General features: G+C 72.7%; 12 protein-coding genes and 2 pseudogenes. 9 read left to right on the top strand and 5 right to left on the bottom strand.

Going from position 1 to position 16,176, the window contains the following annotated elements:
• The 4 genes and pseudogenes from ACIQMV_RS38445 to mgrA all read left to right on the top strand — a co-directional run.
• Positions 1 to 295 (top strand): annotated as a pseudogene (locus ACIQMV_RS38445) (hypothetical protein); the annotation flags it as partial.
• A gap of 614 nt (positions 296 to 909) precedes the next feature.
• Positions 910 to 2,070 (top strand): PP2C family protein-serine/threonine phosphatase, encoded by a 1,161-nt coding sequence (locus tag ACIQMV_RS38440; protein ID WP_402597744.1) that lies wholly within the window; start codon positions 910 to 912, stop codon positions 2,068 to 2,070.
• A 213-nt stretch (positions 2,071 to 2,283) separates the two neighbouring features.
• Entirely contained in the window at positions 2,284 to 2,691 is a 408-nt protein-coding gene (locus ACIQMV_RS38435; protein WP_141367182.1) for a roadblock/LC7 domain-containing protein, read from the top strand.
• 150 nt (positions 2,692 to 2,841) lie between these two features.
• Positions 2,842 to 3,885, top strand: coding sequence for an L-glyceraldehyde 3-phosphate reductase (gene mgrA / locus ACIQMV_RS38430; protein WP_225080865.1), 1,044 nt, complete (start codon positions 2,842 to 2,844; stop codon positions 3,883 to 3,885).
• Positions 3,886 to 4,048: 163 nt separating this feature from the next.
• Here mgrA and ACIQMV_RS38425 read toward each other — a convergent pair.
• Positions 4,049 to 5,354 (bottom strand): annotated as a pseudogene (locus ACIQMV_RS38425) (PHB depolymerase family esterase).
• A 243-nt stretch (positions 5,355 to 5,597) separates the two neighbouring features.
• Here ACIQMV_RS38425 and ACIQMV_RS38420 point away from each other — a divergent pair.
• On the top strand, positions 5,598 to 6,956 hold the full coding sequence (locus ACIQMV_RS38420) for an endo-1,4-beta-xylanase (protein WP_401782645.1): 1,359 nt from the start codon (positions 5,598 to 5,600) through the stop codon (positions 6,954 to 6,956).
• 363 nt (positions 6,957 to 7,319) lie between these two features.
• The gene (locus ACIQMV_RS38415; protein ID WP_401782643.1) at positions 7,320 to 8,438 is read left to right on the top strand and encodes a PP2C family protein-serine/threonine phosphatase; all 1,119 of its coding nucleotides are present in this window, start codon (positions 7,320 to 7,322) and stop codon (positions 8,436 to 8,438) included.
• A gap of 384 nt (positions 8,439 to 8,822) precedes the next feature.
• On the opposite strand, the gene ACIQMV_RS38410 is transcribed toward ACIQMV_RS38415, so the two are convergent.
• Positions 8,823 to 9,896, bottom strand: a complete 1,074-nt coding sequence (locus tag ACIQMV_RS38410; protein WP_141367174.1) for an NAD(+)/NADH kinase — start codon at positions 9,894 to 9,896, stop codon at positions 8,823 to 8,825.
• 250 nt (positions 9,897 to 10,146) lie between these two features.
• Between ACIQMV_RS38410 and ACIQMV_RS38405 the strand changes: the two genes are divergently transcribed.
• Positions 10,147 to 10,314 (top strand): hydrophobic protein, encoded by a 168-nt coding sequence (locus ACIQMV_RS38405; RefSeq protein ID WP_141367172.1) that lies wholly within the window; start codon positions 10,147 to 10,149, stop codon positions 10,312 to 10,314.
• An 83-nt stretch (positions 10,315 to 10,397) separates the two neighbouring features.
• Here the strand turns inward: ACIQMV_RS38405 and ACIQMV_RS38400 are convergent, their stop codons facing one another.
• The 3 genes from ACIQMV_RS38400 to ACIQMV_RS38390 all read right to left on the bottom strand — a co-directional run bounded on the left by ACIQMV_RS38400 (position 10,398) and on the right by ACIQMV_RS38390 (position 12,814).
• A complete protein-coding gene (locus tag ACIQMV_RS38400) occupies positions 10,398 to 11,417 on the bottom strand; it encodes a sigma-70 family RNA polymerase sigma factor (protein ID WP_402597742.1) in 1,020 nt (339 codons plus the stop codon).
• Positions 11,418 to 11,472: 55 nt separating this feature from the next.
• Positions 11,473 to 12,324, bottom strand: coding sequence for a DUF2249 domain-containing protein (locus tag ACIQMV_RS38395; RefSeq protein WP_402597741.1), 852 nt, complete (start codon positions 12,322 to 12,324; stop codon positions 11,473 to 11,475).
• Between the two features lie 157 nt (positions 12,325 to 12,481).
• Positions 12,482 to 12,814 carry a cupin domain-containing protein gene (locus ACIQMV_RS38390; RefSeq protein ID WP_402597740.1) on the bottom strand — a complete coding sequence of 111 codons (333 nt, stop codon included), beginning with the start codon at positions 12,812 to 12,814 and terminating at the stop codon, positions 12,482 to 12,484.
• Positions 12,815 to 13,009: 195 nt separating this feature from the next.
• Here ACIQMV_RS38390 and ACIQMV_RS38385 point away from each other — a divergent pair, with 195 nt between their 5' ends.
• Both ACIQMV_RS38385 and ACIQMV_RS38380 read left to right on the top strand, forming a co-directional pair.
• Positions 13,010 to 14,368 (top strand): PP2C family protein-serine/threonine phosphatase, encoded by a 1,359-nt coding sequence (locus ACIQMV_RS38385; RefSeq protein ID WP_141367166.1) that lies wholly within the window; start codon positions 13,010 to 13,012, stop codon positions 14,366 to 14,368.
• A gap of 133 nt (positions 14,369 to 14,501) precedes the next feature.
• Positions 14,502 to 16,043: a hypothetical protein gene (locus ACIQMV_RS38380; RefSeq protein ID WP_402597738.1), complete on the top strand. Its 1,542-nt coding sequence runs from the start codon at positions 14,502 to 14,504 to the stop codon at positions 16,041 to 16,043.
• Positions 16,044 to 16,176: the final 133 nt, after the last annotated feature.

Here is a 16,176-nt window from a genome sequence, read left to right as displayed (position 1 = left end):
CCACCCGAGCGGTCACGCCAACCGGGTCGCCGGTGCGGCGGGGTGTGCGGCCGGCCACCCGAGCGGTCACGCCAACCGGGTCGCCGGTGCGGCGGGGTGTGCGGCCGGCCACCCGAGCGGTCACGCCAACCGGGTCGCCGGTGCGGCGGGCACACCGGTGACCGCCACGGGCGTGGTGGATCCAGCCGCGCGAAACGCCGCCGTCCGCTCCCACGAGGCCCTTCCGGCCCGCGCCACGACCACAGGTGCCGGGGGCGTCTGCCTCACCCCGCGGGGCAGGGTCCGGCCTCGATGAGCCCGCGTACCGACGGGGACCCGCGCGGCCTGCCTGGTCGTGGGCGCAGCGGGCAACGGCCGCCGGGTACCGGCACGGTGGCCACCCAGGTGGCCGACGGACACCTCGGTGCCGACGAGGCCGCGGGGACGAGGAGCACGAGCGCGACGGACCGCCAGGCCCACATCGCCGACGCCGCATTGGAACCCCCGCCCACCAGGACCTCCCCCGAGTCCAACCTGCGCACGATCCCTCGCCGCCGGCGTAGCGGCACAATGGCCGCCCAAGTGGCCGACAGACACCTCGGCACCGGCCCTATCGGCGAGGCCGCGGCGACGAGGAACACGAGCACGACGGACCCCCGGACCCACATCGCCGACGCCGCAACCGAACCCCCGCCCACGCACGCCACCCCCGGCTCCAACCGCGCACGATCCCCCGCCGCCGGGCGGCGGGTGCCACCCGAACAGGCGCCGGGCGCCAGGGACATCCCGGGGCTTTCACCAGCGCGGCCCCGCCGCCCGGCCGTGCGGCGGCGGGGCTCGTCCGCGGCAGCCGGCCGAGGGGTCGCGCCCGGCCCGTGGACCGGGTGGCTGCGCTCGCACCCCCTGCCGCAGCGGTGCACTGTGGTAGGCGTGAGTTCCTGGCAGGGGCGTTTCGCCGACCGGGCGCAGGGGTGGCAGTCGGGTCACATACTGTTGCTGATCCCGGTCGCGCTCATCGTCCTCATCACCGTGTCCGACATCGTCGCCCCTTCCGACATCGTGCTCGGCCCGCTGCTGGTGATAGCCCCCGCGATCACCGCCTGGTTCGAGGGACCGTGGATCACAGGGGTCATCGGTGCCGCCGCGGTGGCGGCCCAGGGGTTCGCGGGCTGGCGGCTGGGCATCCTGCCGTCGCGGGAAGTGTTCGTGCAGATGATCGCCCTCGCGGTGCTTTCCTTGCTGGTCGTGGCCCTGTGCGCGGTCCGCGACCGCCGCTCGCGCGAGCTGGCCCAGGTCCGGTCCGTCGCCGAAGCCGCGCAGCGGGTGCTGCTGTGGCCCCTGCCCACCCGGATCGGCCCGCTTCAGCTCGCCTCTCTCTACCTGGCCGCGGAGGACGAGGCGTCGATCGGCGGCGACCTCTACGCGGCCGCCCGCACCGACAGCGGTGCCCGGGTGATGATCGGCGACGTACGCGGCAAGGGGCTGCCCGCCATCGGCGAGGCGGCCCTGCTGCTCGGCGCCTTCCGCGAGGCCGCCCATCACCACGCCGCCCTGCCCTCGCTCGCCGCCTCCCTGGAGCGGAGCATCACCCGCTACCTCTCCGACTTCGAACCCGAGGAGGAGGCTGGGGAGCGCTTCGTCACCACTCTGCTGCTGGAGATCCCGGACGACGAGCCGGTCGTGCGGCTGACCAGTTGCGGCCATGTGGCACCGCTGCTGCTGAGACCGGACAGATCGGTGGTGATGCCGGACCTCACTCCCGCCCCGCCACTCGGGGTCGGTCTGACCGACCCCAACGGCTCCGTCGTCGACGTACTGCCCTTCGGCCTCGGCGACACCCTGCTGCTCTACACCGACGGGGCCGTCGAGGCCCGTGACGGCCGCGGCGTCTTCTACCCGCTGGTCGAGCGGACGGCCCAGTGGGCCGACGGTTCCCCGGAGTCCCTGCTCCACCACGTCCAGCGCGACCTGCTCGGCCACACCGGCGGGCGCCTCGACGACGACGTGGCCCTGATCGCCATCCGCCGTGTCCCCGCCTCGCCCACCGCTCACCGCTTCGGCCGGATGGTCCAGGCCCAGGCCACCGGCTGAACGGCGCCGTCAGGGATATTCATCCCGGGGCTTGCCAAGATGATCGCCAAGACTCGTATAGTGACCGGCAGTTGGGCAACACGTGTCACTGGCGAGTGCCAGGCCTCCGAGCCGGCCCCGAGCCGGCGGACCGCGCTCGACGCCGCCACCCCGCCGACGCGGCCGGCTCCCCGCACTCCCACCCGTACGAGCACCCGGAAGGCGAACCACCTCATGACCGGCCAGACCACCGCCGACGACAAGCTCACCTGGCTCCTGGAGGGCCTGCTGGAGCGGACCCCGGGCGCGCGGCACGCGCTGGTGCTGTCCCGGGACGGACTGAAGCTGTGCCGCACCCCGGAACTCACCCCCGACCAGGCCGACCAGCTCGCCGCGATCGCCGCGGGCATCCAGTCGCTGTCGCACGGCGCGTCCACCGAGTTCGGCGACGGCACCGGCGGCGTCCGCTCGGCGATGACCGAGTTCTACGGAGGGGTGCTGTTCATCGTCGAGGCCGGCGAGGGCGCGCATCTGGCGTTGCTCACCACCGAGGACGCCGACGCCGGGCTCGTCGGGCACACGATGAGCGAGCTCGTGGAGCAGCTGGGCGAGCACCTCACCGCGCCGCCGCGTGCCGCCTGAGCCGCGGCCCCGTTCGAACGATTCAGAAGCGCAGGCGCTGAGTCCGATGGAACGCAGCGGTTGGACTTCAGGATCATGCTGGAGCAAGGTGGGGGCGTCCCCTCGATCCCGGGGAGACGCCCCTTCATCGCACCACCCGGAGACCACCCGATGACCTACGTCGCGGATCCTGAGCGTTACGACGGCACCATGCGCTACCGGCGCACCGGCCGCTCGGGGCTCGACCTGCCCGTCCTGTCCCTGGGCTACTGGCACAACTTCGGCGACGACCGGCCCTTCGAGACCCAGCGCGAGATCGCCCTGCGCGCCTTCGACCTGGGCATCACCCATCACGACCTGGCGAACAACTACGGCCCGCCCTACGGCTCGGCGGAGATCAACTTCGGTCGCCTGATGAAGCAGGACCTCGCGCCGTACCGGGATGAGATGGTGATCTCCACCAAGGCGGGCTGGGACATGTGGCCCGGCCCCTACGGCCAGGGCGGCGGTTCCCGCAAGTACCTGCTCGCCTCGCTGGACCAGTCGCTGAAGCGCATGGGCCTGGACTACGTCGACGTCTTCTACTCCCACCGGCTGGACGCGAGCACGCCGCTGGAGGAGACGATGGGCGCGCTGGACACCGCCGTCCGCCAGGGCAAGGCCCTGTACGTCGGCATCTCCTCCTACGACGCCGAGCGCAGCCGGCAGGCCGCCGCCATCCTGCGCGAGCTGGGCACCCCGCTGCTCATCCACCAGCCCTCGTACAGCATGGTCAACCGCTGGATCGAGACCGAGGGGCTGCTGGAGACCGCGGAGGAGGAGGGCTTCGGCGTCATCGGTTTCACCGCCCTGGCCCAGGGGCTGCTGACCGGGCGCTACCTCGACGGCGTGCCGGAGGATTCGCGGGCCGCGCAGGGCACCTCCTTCGACACCGCCTGGCTGTCCGAGGACATGCTGCGCAGGCTGCGGGCCCTGAACGACATCGCGGCCCGCCGCGGGCAGACCCTCGCCCAGATGGCGCTCGCCTGGGCGCTGCGCGACGAGCGCGTCACCTCCTTGGTGATCGGCGCCTCCCGGGTGGAGCAGCTGGAGCAGAACGTGGCCGCGCTGGACCGCATGGACTTCAGCGCCGAGGAGCTGGCCGAGATCGACGAGTACGCCACCGACGGCGGCGTCGACCTGTGGCAGTCCGCCCGCACCGGAAAGCTCGGCTGACCCGCGCCGAGGGGTTCGTGGACGGGGCGGCCGGACTCCACCGAGCCCGGCCGCCCCGCGCCCCGGCTGCCCCTACGGCCGTTTCGAGGGCCGTTTCGAGGCGCCGGGGCGCGTCCGTGGGGCGGGGGTGTCCGCCCGTTCGGCGAGGATGACGACCGGTTTCTCAATTCACCTGGCAGGCGGCTCCGTTGAGGGTGAAGGACGCCGGATTACCGGTGTTTCCGGTGTGGTTGGCCTGGAAGCCCAGGTTGGTGGAGGCTCCGGGGGCCAGGGTGGAGTTGTAGGCGACGTTGCGGGCGGTGACGGCGCCGCTGGTCGGGGAGAAGGTGGCGTTCCAGCCGGAGGTGATGGTCTGTCCGGCCGGCAGGGTGAAGGCCAGCGCCCAACCGTCGATCGGCGCGGTGCCGGTGTTGGTCACCGTGATGGACGCGGTGAGCCCGGTGTTCCAGGCGCTGGTCGTGTACGCCACCCGGCAGGCACCCGCCGGCGGTGTGGTGGGCGGGTCGGTCGGCGGCGGTGTGGTCGTGGAGTCCAGCCCGAAGAAGGAGACGGCACGGGCGGCCATGCCCGAGGTCGGCAGGGTGTGCCCGGTGCCCTGGATGCTGACGGCCTCGACGGGTGCCTGTGTGCCGGTGCCGCCGTAGCGCGTACGGGTCCAGGTGGACTGCGGGTGATCGGTGAAGGCGGGAGTCTGACTCACGCCCAGGACGTCGGTCCACTGCTTGATCTCTTCACCGAAGTTCGGGTAGCGCAGGGTGGTGTCCTCGGTGCCGTGCCACACCTGCATGCGCGGCCGGGGGCCGTTGTAGCCGGGGTAGGCGCCGCGGGCCAGGTCGCCCCACTGCTGGGGTGTCCTGATCACGGTGCCGTTCGCGCAGGCGCTGTTCCACTCGGAGCCGTCGGTGGTGGCGAAGCAGCCGAAGGGCACGCCCATGAAGGCGGCGCCGGCCTTGAACACGTCGGGGTAGTCGCCGAGCAGGACGTTGGTCATCATCGCCCCCGAGGAGGCGCCGGTGACGAAGACGCGTGCCGGGTCGGCCCCGTAGCGCTGCTGGGCGTAGGTGACCATCGACATGATGCCGACCGGGTCGCTCCCGCCGCCGCGCTTGAGCGCCTGCGGCGAGGACACGTCGAAGCAGCCGCCGCTGCGCGTGGCCGAGGGGTAGATGACGAGGAAGCCGTAGCGGTCGGCCAGCGAGGCGAACTCGGTGCCCGAGTAGAACGCGGGCCCGGAGCCGGTGCAGTAGTGCACGGCCACGAGCACCGCGGGCCGGGCCGGCGCGCTGTCCGGGCGGTACACGTACATGCGCAGGTTGCTCGGGTTCGCGCCGAACCCGGTCACCTCCGTCAGGGACGGCCGCCTGGGCGCTCGGCGCGGCCAGCAGGAGTGCCGCGAGCAGGGGCGTCACACCCGCGAGCAGGGCCGTCAGCAAGGTGCGGAGTCCGGGCCTTCTTCGGGTTCGGGGCATGTCGTCGTCCTTTGCTTCGAAACTTTCGAATCGATTTCGGGAAGGCGCCGCGTCACGCTAGAGGTGCCGCACAGTCGCGTCAACCACTGGGATCACCCGTAACTCACAAAGGGACGGCGGGAGGTCGAGCTTCGGCCATCCCTCAGTACGGCATGCGCGAACCGTTGACCGGCTCCCGTTCTGTTCGTAACCTGCGCGTCACATTCGACCTCAGCAGCGAAACTTTCGAGAAACGGAGATGGCATGCCCATGCCCAGACGGGCGGCGCAGGCGTTCACGGCCGTCCTGCTCGCCGCTTCCACCGTCACGGCCCTGTCGCACACCGCCGCGGCCGCCGACACACTGGGGTCCGCCGCGGCCGGAAAGGGCCGTTACTTCGGCGCCGCCGTGGCCGCGAACCACCTCGGTGAATCGGCCTACGCCAGCACGCTCGACCGCGAGTTCAACCAGGTGACGCCCGAGAACGAGATGAAGTGGGACGCCACCGAGGGCACCCGCAACACCTTCACCTTCGGCGCCGCCGACCAGATCGTCAGCCACGCGCAGGGCCTGAACATGAAGGTCCGCGGGCACACGCTGGTCTGGCACTCCCAGCTCCCCTCCTGGGTGTCCGGCCTGGCCGCCACCGACCTGCGCTCGGCGATGAACAACCACATCACCCAGGTCATGCAGCACTACAAGGGCAAGATCTACGCCTGGGACGTGGTCAACGAGGCGTACCAGGACGGCTCCAGCGGGGCCCTGCGCAGCTCCCCGTTCGCGGACAAGCTCGGCAGCGGCTTCCTCGAGGAGGCCTTCCGCACGGCCCGCAGCGTCGACCCGAACGCCAAGCTCTGCTACAACGACTACAACACCGACGGCGTCAACGCGAAGAGCAACGCGGTCTACGCCATGGTCAAGGACTTCAAGTCCCGTGGCGTGCCGATCGACTGCGTGGGCTTCCAGTCCCACTTCAACAGCGCCTCCCCCGTTCCGTCCGACTACCAGGCCAATCTGCAGCGCTTCGCCGACCTCGGGGTGGACGTGCAGATCACCGAGCTCGACATCGAGGGCTCCGGCACCGCCCAGGCCAACAACTACTCGAACGTCGTCAAGGCCTGCCTGGCGGTGACCCGTTGCACGGGCCTCACCGTCTGGGGGATCACCGACAAGTACTCCTGGCGCAGCAGCGGCACTCCCCTGCTGTTCGACTCCAACTACGGGAAGAAGCCCGCGTACGACGCGGCCCTCGCCGCGCTCGGCGGCTCGGGCACCGGCGGCGGAGACGGTGGCGGCGGCAACCCGGGCGGCAACGCCTCCTGCACGGTCTCCTTCACCAGGACCTCGGACTGGAACGACGGCTACAACGGTGAGGTCGTCGTGAAGGCGGGCTCCGCCCCGATCAACGGCTGGACCGTGACGCTCACCTTCACCCCGCCGCAGAAGGTCGCCAGCCTGTGGAACGGCACCGCCGCCTGGGACAGCAGCGGCAACGTCATGACCGTGCGCGCCGCCTCCTACAACGGCAGTCTCGCGGCGGGCGCCTCGACCAGCTTCGGCTTCACCGCGGTGAAGAACGGCAACAACTCCACACCGGCGCTGGGAGCCTGCACGGCGTCCTGAACCGGGCCCGGGCACTTCACGCACGACCGGGGCGCGCCTCGCGGGGCGCCCCGGTCGTGCCCCGTCCGCGGCGGCCCCCGGCCTCGCTGACATGCCCTTGCCTGGAGCAATGCCGAGGCGGTGACGGTGCGACACAGCACGCTGGTGGTCTTGATCAAGCCCGCCGGGAGTACCTGTGAACAGGCCGCCTGAGTGTTTCCGCGAGGACCGTCGCCCGGAGCCGGGCCGCACCGCCGTGCGCCCGCCCGGCCCCGCCACGCTCCCGCCGCCTCCCGGGTACCGCCGGGACGAGCGGTGAGGCGGCCCGGCCGCGGCAGGGACGCGGGCACCGGTACGCCGCGCACGCCGAGGAAACACTCGCCGGTGCCCGCCCAGCCTCTGTGGCTGCGCTGGCTCCCGGTCTTCTACGTCGTGGTGGTCCTCGCCGTCGAACCGGTCACCCCGGCGCTGTGGCCGGTGAGCTTCGTGCTCACCGCCCTGCCGCTGGTGGCCGCCTTCGGATACGGCCCCAAAGTGGTCGCGGCCGTCACGGTGTTCGCCATCGTCCTGGAGGGCGTCCTGGCCGGCACCCCGTGCTGTGCGGGCCGTTCGGTGGGCAATCTGTGGGACCGCCACTACGTGGCCAACTACGTCTGCACCTTCGTGGTGGGCATCCTCGGCACGATCCTCGCGGCGCACCGTGCGCGCCGGGAGCACACCCTCGCCACGGTGCGTTCCGTGGCGGAGACCGCGCAGCGCGTTCTGCTGCGCCCGGTCCCCCATCGTCTCGGCCAGGTCTCCGTGGAGACCTTGTACCTCTCCGCGGCGGCCGAGGCGCAGATCGGCGGCGATCTGTACGAGGCGGTGGCGACCGCGCACGGAGTGCGTCTGCTCATCGGCGACGTCCGCGGCAAGGGCCTGGTCGCCGTGGAGACGGCCGCGACCATGCTCGGAGCCTTCCGCGAGGCCGCGCCCGACGAGCCCGATCTGGCGGCTCTGGCCCGGCGCATGGAGCGCAGTATGAGCCGGTATGCCGCGCAGTTGCCCGGCGCGGAGGCGGCCGAGCGCTTCGTGACGGCGGTGTTCGCGGAGATCCCCGACGACGAGCACGTCGTGCGTCTCGTCAACTGCGGCCACCCGCCTCCGCTGCTCGTCAGCGGCGGCCGGGTCACCGAACTGGAGGCGACCGAGCCCTCGCCGCCCATCAACCTCGGTGGGCTGCTCGGCGGCGGCTACCGCGTGGACGTCGAGCCCTTTCGGCCCGGCGACGAGTTGCTGCTGTACACCGACGGTGTCACCGAGACCCGCGATCCCGCCGGCACCTTCTACCCGCTCGCCGAGCGCGTCCGGCCCTGGGCCGGCCTCCCGCCCGGCGAGCTCCTGGCGCACCTGCACGCGGACCTGCTCGCCTACAGCGGCGGAAACCTCGACGACGACCTGGCCGCCCTGGCCGCCCACCGCCTCCCCACCGAGCCCGCCCCCGAGCAACGACACGGGGCATGACCGAGGCCGGCCGCCCGCACCCGGCCCCTGGGGCACGACTCGGCACGACGGTACGGCCGACTCCGCCGCCAGGAGGCCCACGGTTCCGCTGCCGGTCGGCGCCCGCGCACGTCCGGCTTGACACCGACGGTGTTCCGGCCGCCCGGGCATGTGCCGCCAACCCGCAAGTCCGGCACACCCCTCAGGCACACGCGAACCAGCCCACCCGCGCGACCGGACCGGCCCGCCCGCGCCGGTCCGGTCGACCTGACGGCATCGCGGCCGCCCCGACGTGCCCCGGCCGACCGGCCCGGCACCCGGCGGGCTCGTACCGGTCGGCACCCGTGCGCGGACGAGCTCGCCCGCCGGCTCGGGCAGGTCAGCGGCGGCCGGCTCGCCGCGGGATCACGGGACCTGCCAGGCGTCGCCGGGGCGGGCCGGCAGGGCCAGGTGGTCGAGGTCCGCCGGCCGGGGCGACGTCACCGGCCACAGGGGGGCCGGGGTGCCGTCGGCGACCGCGGCCGGGGCGTCGGTGAGGTTCATGCGGTCGCGCAGACGGCCGTAGAAGTCCGTGGGGCCCAGCCGAACGGCCCGCAGCCGGCGCGGGGAGGCGTAGACGCCGATCCAGTCGCCGGGGTCGAGGACACCGCGCAGCTGGCCGTCGATACTGACGGCGGCCTGGCCCGAGCGTTCCAGGACGCGCATGCCGATCGGTTCGTCCGGCGCGGCCACGACCGAGCGGTTGAACGCCATGTGCGGGGCGACCGGGGTGAAGACGAGGGCGTCCGCCCGGGGCGAGACGACCGGGCCCCCGGCGGCGAAGCTGTAGGCCGTGGAGCCGGTGGGGGTGGCGACCAGCAGCGCGTCGGCCGAATAGGACGCCAGGAGCCGGCCCGCGAGGTAGACGCCGACGGACACCTGCCGGTCCCGGGCCAGCTTCTCCACCACGACGTCGTTCAGCGCGGTGACGTTCATCGCGATGCCCCAGTCGCCGCCCGCCTGGCAGTCGGCGCGGACACGCGGTGGCGGCAGCAGCGGGCGGCGGCCGTAGCTCATCAGCTCCTCGATGTCGGCGGGCACCTCCAGGCGGCGCGAGGCGCGCAGGGTGAGCATCATCCGGCTCTCCACCGTGAGGCGCTCCGCGACGACGGCGTCCAGCGCGGCACGTACGACCGTGACGGGCACCTCCGTGAGGAAACCGACCCGGCCGAGGTCGACGCCCAGGACCATGGCGTCGTTCACGGCGGCCAGCCGGGCGCCGCGCAGGAACGTGCCGTCGCCGCCCAGGGTGACGATGAGGTCCGGGTCGCCCGCGGCCTCGACCTCCTCCCGGGAGCTGCGCCGCTCTCCGTCGTGCCACACGTCGATGTCCGCGCACCCCACGCCGTGCACGTCGCACCACTCGCGCACGGTGCGGGCGGCGGCCGTGGCCTCACCGCGCCCGCCGTGGACGACCAGACCGATACGACGCACCGTCACCTCTGCCTCCGGATCCGCGCACCCGAGCCGACTCGATGCCGGACGCCATCCTCACCGCGCGGTGCGCACCTCCCGGAACGCCACGCCGCCGGACGGCCCCGCACCACCGTGTCCGACCGCGCCCGGCCGGCACCGACCGGGGCGCGGGCAGCATCCACGAGTTCCCCTGCCTCAGGTGTGGAAACACCGGATTTCCCGGGGTGTTTTCCTGCGCATGCCGGGCATCCGGTGTGTCCGGAGGTTGATATCCATGGTTCCCTTGCTGCTGGTTCTCCTGCTCGCTCTGGTCCTCTTCGGCATCGGGTTCGCCCTGAAGGCGCTGTGGTGGATCGCGATCATCGTGCTCGTGCTGTGGCTGCTCGGTTTCGTCGTACGGCCCGCGGGCGGCGGCCGGAGAGGCCGCTGGTACCGCTGGTGACGGCCGTCGCCTCGGTCCGCGACGGTCGGAGTGGAGCCGTGCGCCCGGTGATCGTGCCGGGCGCACCGTTCTGCGCGGGCACGTCAGCTCGCCCACGCCAGGAGCCGTTCGCCCGGCTCCTGTTCCCTCAGCTGGGCCAGCGACTGCTTCTCCAGCTGGCGCACACGCTCACGGGTCAGGCCCACGTGCTGGGCGACCTCCTTCAGGGTGCGCTGGTGCCCGTCGTGCAGGCCGTACCGCAGGCTGAGGATGAGAGCCTCGCGCGGCGCCAGTGTGTCGACGGCCTCCCGCAGTTCCTCGGCCAGCGCCTGGTACTCGGCGACCTCGGGGGCCTGCAACACCTCCGTGTCGGAGATGAGATCGCCGACCACCGTCTCGCCGGTGTCGTCCACCGGCATGTCCAGGCTGATCACCTGCCGGCCGACGCGGCGCAGCCAGACGACCCTGTCCTCGGCGAGGCCGCTCTCACGCGCGACCTCCTCGACGGTCGGCTCGTGTTCGAGGCTCAGCTGCAACTTGCGTTCGATCTTGGCGAGCTTCTGCAACTGCTCCACGACGTGCATCGGCAGCCGCACGGAACGCGCGTGCGTGGCGAGGCCGCGCTCCATCGCCTGGCGGATCCACCAGGTGGCGTAGGTGGAGAACTTGAACCCCTTGGTGTGGTCGAACTTCTCCACGGCCCGGATCAGGCCCAGGTTGCCCTCCTGGATGACGTCGAGCAGCGGCAGCCCGCGGTGGGCGTGGCGTTTGGCCATCGCCACGACGAGCCGGAGGTTGGCCCGCACCATGTGGTCCTTGGCCTCCTGACCGTCCCGCGTGGCGGCCTCCAGTTCCCGCCGGCGCTCCGGCGCGAGCTCACGGCCGTCCTCGTCGGCCTGCCGCAGTTCCGCCATGGCGTGCAGACCGGCTTCGATGCGCCGGGCGAGCCGCACCTCGCCCTCCGCGTCGAGCAGTGGTGTCATCCCGATCTGGCGCAGGTACTGGCCGAGCAGGTCGGGTTCGCCATCGAGTTCGGGCACCGCGTCGTACCGCTTGGTGGCACGGGCCGGCGCCCGTCGTCCGTTAGGCGCGGACGTCGCCGTCCTCTGCTTCGCGGGAGCCATCACGCGCTCCTCATCTCCTCGCGGCCGCCGCTCGGGTACCCGCAGCGGCCACGGGCTATACGTCCTGGCCGGGGTACGGGTCCTCCCCCCTGCCCGGACGCCGGGAGCCGTTCCGCCCGGCGGCGGACGAGGCGGGTCGGACCTCGGGAGCCCTCCGGCCGATGCGCACCTGCCATCGCGTGGGTCCGGATTCGAGGTAGTCCCAGGTGAACACGCCGGGAAGGGTGGCTTCGAACTCGCGGCGCAGCGGCTTGGGGTCGTGGTTGTTGACCAGGGTGAACGCTTCGCCGGGCCCCAGGCGGGCGAAGCGGGCGAAGATGCGGGGGTGGCGCCTGCCGTGGGGGATCGAGGTGACGTCGACGACGGCGGGCCGGTCGAGCCGGCCGCCCTCGAGCAGGGTCTCGAAGTCCGCGGTCAGGAGCGGCAGGTCGGCGCCGGGCAGGAGGGCGAGCGCGGGCAGCAGCACGTCCTGTTCGACGGCGAGATGGACGGTGAGGAGGCTCGTGACGTCGCGGGCGGCACCGTCCGCGGAGTCCGCGTCGTCGGCCGAGGCGAGCGCGTCGATCCGGGCGGCCACAGCGGCCGCGGTGGCCCGTAGAGCCCTGATCAGCAGCCGGGTCTCGACCGCGCCCGCGGCCGGTGCGTACAGCGCCTGGTCGGCCGCGGCCAGGTGGCGGCGCACCTCGCCGGTGCAGAAGTCGGTCAGGGCCGCTCGTGCCCGCTCCCGGTCGGCGCGGCCCAGACGGAGTTCGGTCAGCAGCGCCGTCTTGGACCGCAGCGCGGTGAGCAGGCGGCGCCGCGCGGCCAGGATCGTGGCCTCGGCCAGGGCGGCCGGGTCGGTCGTGGTGTTGCGGATGTGGACCTCGAAGGACTGTGCCACGGCTGTCCTCTTCTCGTTCTCGCTCACCGCCACGCCGGCACCCCGGCGATTCCCCCATTATTACATGTGCTATTCGTAAAAATAACGGGAGCTGTGGGGGTTCGGCTCCGCCTCGGCCCGGCACCGCCGGGCCGAGGCCGATGGAACGCGGCCATCCGCCGATCGCCGCGGGCGACCGCCGGGGTCAGGACGTCTTGGTGACCGTCAGCAGGGCCGCGGAGTCCTCCAGAGCCTCCAGGCTGTGCCGGGCCTGCGGCACGATGAGCAGGTCCCCCGCCATGCCCTCCCACGACGTGTCGCCGCTGCGCAACAGCACCCGTCCGCGCAGCACCAGGACGGTCGCCTCGCCCGGGTTGTCGTGCTCGGCCAGGGCCATGCCGGCGCGCAGGGTGATGAGGGTCTGGCGCAGTACGTGCTCGTGGCCGCCGTAGACGGTCTCCGCGCTGCGGCCGGCCGAGGACGCCTCGGCCCGTTCGAGGAGCTCGCGTGCGAGGGCGTCGAGGGAGATCTTCTGCATCGCTGTGACTCTTCCTCACGAGGGGAGCTGAGCTGGGCAGTTCCGTAGCGTACGCCGGTACGCCGCGGCCTTCGGGCTTTCCCCCTCCGGCTGGTGACCGGTGGGAGGGAGCCACCCCCCTCCCACCCGGCGTAAGGTGGCCGTGCCGGGCCCGGACGGTGAGGACGAGCACCGGCCCTGCCCGGGAGGTGCCCCATGTCGGACGATCCATGGTGCCCGGAAGCGGAAGAGACGGCCGGCCACGGGGACGCCGCCGTCCAGGGAAGCGGCCTGACACCGGGTGGTGAGGCCTTCGAGGAACTCAGCGCCCAGATCCGGCAGCTCAGCCTGGACCGCCGCAGGCTGCACCGCCTGCTGGATGCGGTCGTGGCCATCAGCGCCGACATGGACACCCGCTCCGTGCTGCGGCACCTGGTGCAGGCGGGCACCGACCTCGTCGCCGCGCGCTACGGCGCCCTCGGCGTGCTCGGCGAGGGCGGGGAGATCGTCGACCTGATCACCGTGGGCGTCGTCGACGCCGAGCGGCTTCTGGCCGAGTCCGGGCTCCCGCAGAGCCATGGACTGCTGGGCAGGCTGATCGAGGAGCCCAAGCCGCTGCGGGTCGACGCCATCGCCGCCGATCCTCGCGCGGTCGGCTTCCCGGACGGCCACCCGGTCATGACCACCCTGCTCGGAGTCCCGCTCACCGTGCGCGACACCGTCTACGGCAACCTCTACCTGGCCGACAAGGAGGACGGCACACCCTTCGCCGACGCCGACGAGGCCCTGCTGACCGCGCTGGCCAGCGCCGCGAGTGTCAGCATCGAGAACTCCCGCCTGTACGGACGGCTCAAGCGGGCCGCCGAACAGTTCCAGCGCCGTCTGCTGCCGGTGCTGCCCGACCTGTCCCCGCTGCGGGTGGAGGCCCGCTACGAGCCGGCGTCCGAGCTTCCCCACCTCGGTGGTGACTGGTACGACGCCCTCGGGCTGCCCGACGGGGCGGTCCTTGTCGTCGTCGGTGACGTGACCGGCCACGACGTGGAGGCGGCGCCGATGATGGGGCAGATCCGCAACATGCTGCGGGCCCTGGCCTTCGACCGGTGCGGGCCGCCCAGCATGATCGTGGACAGGCTCGACCGGGCACTGACCGCCCTCAGCGATCCGCCGGCCGCCACCCTGGTCCTGGCCCGCATCGAGCGGGAACCGGACGCCGGGTACGCCCTGCGCTGGACCAACGCGGGGCATCCGCCGCCGCTGCTGATCACCGCCGACGGCACGGCGCGCTGTCTCGCTCCCGACACGCACGGCATCCCGGTCGGCGTCGAACCGGGCCTGCCCCGACCCGACCACTGGCAGCCGCTGCCCCCGGAGAGCACCCTGCTGCTGTTCACCGACGGCCTGATCGAGCGCCGCGACCGGGACATCGACGCCGGTCTGCGGGACCTGGCGGACCATGCGGCCACCCTGGCCTCCGCCCCGCTGGACGCGCTGTGCGACGCGCTGCTCGGCCGCCAGGACGGCTACGACGACGACGTGGCCCTGCTGGCCCTGCGCGTGCCACGCCTGCCGGACTGAGCGGACGTCCGCGTCCGGGGGCCCGCCGCTCCCCCGGACGGCCCAACAGCGCTGGGCAGGAGGGGGAGATGGCGCGTGAGCGGTGGGTGCGTGGTGGAAGGCATGGCGAACCTGCGAGTCGGAGGAGAGCCAGATGCCGGATGCTGTGGTCGAGGGTGCCGCGGACGGCGACAGTGCCGTGCCGGTCGGCTCCGGCGGGCGCCCCTTCGAGCAGGTGGGCGCGGTCGCCGACGCCGTCCTCTACGAGGGCTACCTGCTCTATCCGTACCGCCGCTCCTCCCCCAAGAACCGCGTCCGGTGGCAGTTCGGGGTGCTGTTGCCGCGCAACTGGGTGGAGCACGACGGACCCGTCACGGTCGGCGTGTCCGGCTCCGCCGACTCCTGGTACCAGCAGACCGAGTGCCTGCTGAGGCACCACAGGCCCGACGCCGTGGTGTGGATCAGAGTGCGTTACCTCCAGGCGCAGCACAAGCAGGTGGAGGAGACCGGCCCGGACGGCGGGCACCACCCCGTGGAGTCGCTGCGGACCGGCGACGGCACGACGCATCTGACCTTCGACGAGGCGGTGCCGCGCGAGACCGACCTCGTCGTGCCGCTGGAGGACCTGCTGCGGCGGAAGTGCACCGCCCCGGTCGGAACGGCGGGCGGCGAGGAGAGCGAGCCGCTGGCCGGGGGCGCCGGGCGGATCGTACGGCGGCGCGCGGAGATCCGGGCGGACACCACGCTCACGGCAGAACGTCTCGCGGACGGACTGGTCCGGCTGCGCGTGCGCACCGAGAACACCGGGCACGCGGCGGATCCGCGGGTCCCGCGTGACGCGGCACTGCGCCAGGCGCTCATCGCCACGCACACCCTCGTCGGCGGCACGGACGTGGAGTTCGTCTCGCTGACCGACCCGCCCGCGGACCTGCTGGAGCGCGTCCGCGACTGCCGCAACGCGTTCACCTTCCCCGTCCTCGGCGGCGAACCGCCCGCCGCGGGCGACGGCACCGGCACCGCGGAACACGCCCAGGCGCCGGACGGCGCCACCGGACCCGTGCTGCTCTCCGCGCCGATCATCCTGCCCGACCGTCCCCAGGTGGCGCCCGAGAGTCCGGGCGACCTGCACGACGCGGCGGAGATCGACGAGATCCTGACGCTGCGGACGATGCTCCTGACCGACGAGGAGAAGCGCGAGGCGCGCGCCACCGACCCGCGCGCCGCCGAGATCCTGGACCGGGTGGACAGCATGCCGCCGGAGGTCCTCTCCCGGCTGCACGGCGCCATCCGCTCGCTGGCTCCCACGGCCCCCGCCGCACCCGCCGCCACAGCCGCCCCGGGGGACTTTTCCGCGGAGCGGCCCGCCTGGTGGCAGGAGGGCGGTGACGACGGCCTCTCCCCCACCACCGAGACGGTGCTCGTCGACGGCGTTCCCGTGGGAGGCGGCAGCCGTGTCCGACTGCGTCCGCGCGGCCGGGGCGCCGACGCCCAGGACATGTTCCTGGCCGGACGGACCGCGCGTGTGGCCGCGGTCTTCCACGACGTGGACGGCAGTGTGCACCTCGCCGTCACCCTCGACGACGACCCCGCGGCCGAACTGCACACCTGGTACGGCCGCTTCCACTACTTCCGGCCCGACGAGCTGGAGCCGTACACCGCCACCGACTCCCGGAACCCGAACAGTGAGGGGCAGTAATTCACATGGCGACTACCGAGGTGCGTCGGGCGGGGCGTAAGCCCGCTCAGATCGTGGACATGTCCTGGGATCCGATCACGCGGATCATCGGGAACCTGGGCATCTACACGAAGATCGATTTCGCGAACCGGGA

The sequence above is a fragment of the Streptomyces sp. NPDC091412 genome (assembly GCF_044756885.1).
Lineage (GTDB): Bacteria > Actinomycetota > Actinomycetes > Streptomycetales > Streptomycetaceae > Streptomyces.
Note: the sequence above shows the minus strand (reverse complement) of the source record. Positions and strands in the feature narration are given on the sequence as shown.